Origin of the sequence: Planktotalea sp. (assembly GCF_039984035.1) — a bacterium.
Lineage (GTDB): Bacteria > Pseudomonadota > Alphaproteobacteria > Rhodobacterales > Rhodobacteraceae > Planktotalea.
The window spans coordinates 1-5,302 of the sequence record NZ_JBDWVM010000372.1 but is presented as its reverse complement, the minus strand read 5'-3'; the positions used below and the strand labels follow the sequence as shown (position 1 = coordinate 5,302).

7 protein-coding genes are annotated in these 5,302 nt (G+C 49.9%); 3 read left to right on the top strand and 4 right to left on the bottom strand.

Features of this window, described 5'->3' with window-relative positions:
* On the top strand, positions 1 to 399 hold a 399-nt coding region (locus ABJQ89_RS16500), incomplete at its 5' end, for an SDR family oxidoreductase (RefSeq protein WP_348497251.1).
* A 20-nt stretch (positions 400 to 419) separates the two neighbouring features.
* Positions 420 to 1,313: an oxygen-dependent coproporphyrinogen oxidase gene (gene hemF / locus ABJQ89_RS16495; RefSeq protein ID WP_348497250.1), complete on the top strand. Its 894-nt coding sequence runs from the start codon at positions 420 to 422 to the stop codon at positions 1,311 to 1,313.
* 4 nt (positions 1,314 to 1,317) lie between these two features.
* Here hemF and fliP read toward each other — a convergent pair whose 3' ends face one another.
* From fliP to fliF, 4 genes are read right to left on the bottom strand one after another with little or no spacing between them, the layout of a single operon-like run.
* Positions 1,318 to 2,052, bottom strand: coding sequence for a flagellar type III secretion system pore protein FliP (fliP, locus tag ABJQ89_RS16490; protein ID WP_348497249.1), 735 nt, complete (start codon positions 2,050 to 2,052; stop codon positions 1,318 to 1,320).
* Positions 2,049 to 2,336 (bottom strand): FliM/FliN family flagellar motor C-terminal domain-containing protein, encoded by a 288-nt coding sequence (locus ABJQ89_RS16485; protein WP_348497248.1) that lies wholly within the window; start codon positions 2,334 to 2,336, stop codon positions 2,049 to 2,051. The genes fliP and ABJQ89_RS16485 overlap by 4 nt, the downstream gene beginning before the upstream one ends.
* Complete coding sequence (locus tag ABJQ89_RS16480; protein WP_348497247.1) at positions 2,326 to 2,916, bottom strand: hypothetical protein; 591 nt, start codon at positions 2,914 to 2,916, stop codon at positions 2,326 to 2,328. The genes ABJQ89_RS16485 and ABJQ89_RS16480 overlap by 11 nt, the downstream gene beginning before the upstream one ends.
* Positions 2,913 to 4,505 carry a flagellar basal-body MS-ring/collar protein FliF gene (gene fliF / locus ABJQ89_RS16475; protein WP_348497252.1) on the bottom strand — a complete coding sequence of 531 codons (1,593 nt, stop codon included), beginning with the start codon at positions 4,503 to 4,505 and terminating at the stop codon, positions 2,913 to 2,915. Before fliF ends, ABJQ89_RS16480 begins: the two co-directional genes overlap by 4 nt.
* Before the next feature lie 138 nt (positions 4,506 to 4,643).
* Here fliF and ABJQ89_RS16470 point away from each other — a divergent pair, with 138 nt between their 5' ends.
* Complete coding sequence (locus tag ABJQ89_RS16470; protein WP_348497246.1) at positions 4,644 to 5,138, top strand: flagellar basal body-associated FliL family protein; 495 nt, start codon at positions 4,644 to 4,646, stop codon at positions 5,136 to 5,138.
* Positions 5,139 to 5,302: the final 164 nt, after the last annotated feature.

Genomic DNA, 5,302 nt, shown 5'->3' with positions numbered 1-5,302 from the left:
GGACGAGAAGACGGAACTGTCGGCTCAATCATTAACCTGTCGTCCATTGCAGCGCGTCGCACGCGACCCGAACTGATGGCGTTTTCGATTTCGACAGCTGCCTTGGATCAAATGACACGTTCACTTGCTGTGGCTCTGGCCCCTGAACGGATCAGAGTGAACGCTGTTGCGCTGGGTTCTGTGATGAGTGAGAGCTTGAAAGAAATACTGCGAGACAATCAAGAGTATCGCGAAACGATTGAAGACATCACGCCGCTCGGTCGTATTGCCGCGCCGCATGAGCTGGCAGAAGCTTTTCAATATCTTGCGTCGGATAGTTCAGCATTTGTGACAGGGCAAGTACTGACCGTTGATGGTGGGCGCACATTGCTCGATCCAGTTGGCGCACCTGCGCATTAGTCAATCTTTGGGAGATCGCCATGACATCGACGATGCAAACTGAAAAAGCACGTGCTGCGACTTGGTTCGAAGACCTGCGCAATCAAATTGTCTCGGCCTTTGAGGAACTTGAAGAAAATCACGATGTTGGTCCTCTGTCTGACAAACCAGCGGGCCGTTTTGAGGTGACCCAAACCAAGCGTCATTCAGATGATGGTGAAGATGCGGGCGGTGGCCTTATGAGTGTTATGCGCGGTGGTCGGGTTTTTGAGAAGGTTGGCGTCAATATTTCGACCGTCTATGGAGCGCTCGGAGAACGGGCACAGCAGGCAATGGCCGCGCGCAAAGGGATCGAAGGCATGTCCGAAGATCCGAGGTTTTGGGCAGCAGGCATTTCTTTGGTTGCACATATGCAAAATCCGCATTGTCCGGCCGTACATATGAATACCCGCATGTTCTGGACCCCACACGCATGGTGGTTTGGAGGCGGCTCTGATCTTAACCCTTGCTTGGAATATGATGAGGACACTACGCATTTCCATGCGACGCAGAAGTCATACCTCGATCCACATGGCGCAGAGCATTATCCGGCCCTTAAGGCATGGGCAGATGAGTATTTTTACATTCCGCATCGCGGACGAGCGCGTGGCGTCGGCGGAATTTTTATGGATGATCGTTGCACTGGCGATTGGGATGCAGATTTTGCGATGACCCAAGATATTGGGCGCGCGTTTTTGCCAGCGTTTGTGCCTCTTATTGAAAAGCGTCGTATTCAAAATTGGGACGAAGCCGATAAGGACACACAGCTGGTGCACCGTGGTCTCTATGCGGAATATAACTTGGTCTATGATCGTGGCACTAAGTTTGGCCTTGAAACGGGTCATGACGCTAACGCCGTTCTTATGAGCCTACCTCCTATGGCCAAGTGGACGTAAGCGTTTAAAAATAGCTCTGTACCAAACCGGACGCAATGAGCGTCCAGCCATCTGCAACCACAAAGAACGCGAGTTTGAAGGGGAGCGAAACGATGGCTGGCGGGACCATCATCATGCCCATAGACATCAAGATGGCTGCAACCACCAAATCGATGATCAAAAACGGTAGGAACAGTAGAAACCCAACCTGAAATGCGCGCGCAATCTCTGAAAGCATGAAACTGGGTACGAGCAGGGACAGCTGCGAGTCTGCAGTAAGTTCACTGGCTTGGATGTCGGGGCGGAGCTCTGCCAACGCCACGAATGTTTCGGGATTTACGCGTGCGGACATGAATTCACGAAACGGCGCCATCGCCTCTATGAAGGCGCTTTCAAATTCTATTAATCCGTCGCTAAAAGGCGCTATTCCATTCGTCCAAGCTTGGGTGAAGACCGGTTCCATCACGAAGAAGGTTAGAAACAACGCAAGGCTAACGAGCATCATGTTCGGGGGTGATTGTTGCAGTCCTAATCCCTGCCTCAGAATAGAGAGTACGGTTATCATAAAAGGAAAGCATGTAATCATGATCAAGATGCCAGGTGCCAGGCTCAGCACCGTTATGAGTGCAATGAGCTGCAAGCTACTGCCCGTCAAAGACCCGTTCTGGATCAGTTCTTCGGAAAACACCTGCGCATGCGCCATTGCGGGAAGAACCAAAAAGCCGAGAGCAATCGCCAAACATGGCAGTATTTGCTTCATTGTGATGCCATTTCTGGCTCTACAATTTCCGTTATCCGCACAGCCAATTGAGACGCTGCACCATCTTCCGTTTCTTCGAGTTGGCCGCGACCAACCAAGCGATCGCCGATAAATAACTCGACCGGGGCGTCAACTGTTCTATCGAGGGTCAGAACAGAGTTTTCTCCTAAGTCCAGCAATTCTCTTATACTAGGCCGTGCCCGACCGACAGAGACCGTGATTTCGACAGGAACGTTGCTGAAAGGGGTCGATACTGCAGAGGGATTGGCGGTGTTATCCGACATTTGCGTGCTCCAATTCAGGTTGTTTCAAAAAGTCGTCGATCTTTGATTTGATGTCACCGATAGCCTCGCCAACATCAATTTTCCGGTTTTTGTCACCGCATGAAATATAGGCTTGTCCTTCACTCAGAGAATCCTTTGCTACAAGTGAGACTTCAGACAATTCGCGGGTTGAATTTAAAAGGGCGGCAACCGGAGTTTCGTCTTGTTCGGAAACAGCTATCGAAATTGATTGGGGCGCATGTTCATTCAGAAGTTTACCAATTTCTTCCTGAAGTAAGGCACGTAAGGCATTATTCATAAGGCCAGGGAGCAAAATGGTCGTAATCTGATCCAGTACAGGTTTCATGGATTTCAATACGTCAGCTTGGGCTTCCACTAGAGAAAACTCAATCTGTTCTAAATTTTGGGCAAGAACTGTTGATAGATGGGTTTTGGACTCCTGATTGGCTTTGATCGCATCATCCCAACCCGCTTTGTAGCCTATCTCGTAACCCTCTAGTGGGTCTGAACCCGTGCGCTGTCCAGATTGATTGGTATTTGGTTCCGTTGAGAAATCTTCGAAAAACACTGCCGTACTCATGAATTTGCCCGTTCTTTTTGATCAAGCCATTGGCGGAGGATTTCGACAGTGTCTTCTTGGCGGTTCTCAATCATGTCACGAAGTTTTTGAATAGGATTGTCGACGTCCAATTTCTCTTGGTCCTCTTTATCAGTGCGAGGAACGATATTTGAATCGCCGTTGATCGTTTTAACCACTTCCGGCCCCTCTCCATAGTCGATCTCGCCTGATAGAATGGCGTTTCCTTCGCGATCTGGCATAGGAGCGGCAAGTGTCGGAAGGGTCGCATTTTGTGATCCGGTTAGGATTGGGCGAACAACCAACAGTGCAATCACAATTCCAACGATCGCGAGGATCGCCATTTGCAACAACATCATGAGGTCAAGTGACAGATTGAAAAGCGGTGGGGTGACTGGGCCTGTTCCCAAAGGAATTTGCGGCGTGAACGTCATTGATTGAACAGAGATGATGTCGCCACGATTTTCGTCAAATCCAATTGCGGATTGTACCAAAGCAGTGAGCTGGGCAAGTTCAGTTTCGCCGCGCGGAAGCAATGAGCCGGGAGTATTTACGTCTTCTGTTCCGTTAACCAACACCGCGACAGAGAGCTTCTTAATCGCACCCGGTGCTTTGATGATCTCTCGTTGTGTTTCGGAGACCTCATAGTTAATTCGCTCTCTTGTTTCATTAGCGTTACTTTTTGAGTTTTCTTGCCCTGTAGCTTCGCCGTCTGGCAAATTTGATGCAACCGTAACACCAGCGTTACCTGACCCTTCCGCAGTGTCGGAACGTTCTTCGTTGTCTGTGCTGATGATCACCCGGCTTTCGGGATCAACCAACCGTTCAGTGATCTGCTCGCTTTGCAGAACAGTGTCTAGATGCAACTCGACAATTGCATTGCCTGCACCTACGCGAGCTTCCAGCAGGCGCTCCACTTTGCTCTTAAGGCTGTTAGCAAGCGAATCAGCATTGTTGCTTATTTCATGCGTATCAGGCGCACCAATCAGCCCCCCTTTTTCATCAACGATGGAGACGTTATCCGCCGTTACACCCGCGACAGCGGAAGATACAAGATATCTTAAGGCTTTGGCTTGGGCCTGATCTATGCCCGCTCCCGCTGATGTAATGAACACTGAAGCCGAGCCTGGCTTTTGTCGCCCGAAAGCGGACCCTTTGGCTTGAGCAATGTGAACACGCGCCATGGAAATCTGCGCGGAAGACACAATCGTGCGCGCAAGCTCCCCTTCTTTGGCGCGCAGGTATGCAGCGTCGAACATTTGTGAAGTGGTTCCAAAGCCTGACAGCGAATCTAAAAGCTCATAGCCTTTGGTGTTGTTTGCAGGGAGCCCCTCGCTTGCTAATGTCATGCGCAGCTCATCGCGTCGTTGATGAGGGACAAAAATCGTACCTCCCTTAATTTCATAAGCTTCGCCGCGTTGCTCTAACGCGCGCACTACATCTCCGGCTTGGGGAGCTTCGAGACCCGAGTACAATAAGGACATGGAAGGCTGCGTCGCCATTCTTACCAGAACGACAAGCGTTGTTAGTAGGGCCGCGAGCCCGAGCATCATTACTACCTTTTTTGCGGGATCTAACCCATTCCAACGCATCGTTAGTGAATTCACGCATCGACCTCCTGATCGTCCGGCTAAAGCTTCGAGCCAGTGAATGTGTTGTTGCAGGCCAAACTTAATAATCGGTTAGTGAGTCGCGTTTAGGTTGCCATTAGTCACAAATTTGGAGGGCGTATGGCAAACGCGGACATCACCGAGGAAGTTGAGCTACCCAAGAAGGGTAAATCAGGGTTCATCATTGTGCTTTTGATTGCGCTGATGACGGGAGGAGCCGGTTTCTATGGTGCCATCTCTGGGCTGATTCCGATTGGTGAGAGTTCGGATTCCAAAGCTGAATCCGAATCTGAGTTACCACTTAAGGTATTGGCAGATAACGTTTTCATCGAACTGGACCCGCTTGTTGTGAACATTAGATCTTCGTCCAAGTACCAGCTTTTGAAGTTTTCCAGTCAATTGGAAGTAAAGCCGGAACATGCTCCGGACATTGAAAACATCAAGCCTCGGCTCATCGACGTTATGAACACCTATCTAAACGCTCTGGAAGCGGAGCGTTTCGAAGATCCAATCGCGTTGATCAAGCTTCGTTCCCAGCTTTTGCGTCGATTGCAGATGATCTCAGGAAATGGTCGCATTGAAGATCTACTCATCATGGAATTCATTTTACAGTGAAAGGGGGCCTGAATGGCATTTATTGCTGATTTACTTCTAGTCGCAGGGGCCTTGGCTGCAGGGTTTTATTGCTTTGTTTTGTCAAAACGACTGTCCGCTCTGCAAAATGCAGAAGGTGGCGTAGGCCAAGTCGTCGCTGCATTGTCCGCTCAGGTCGATGAGTT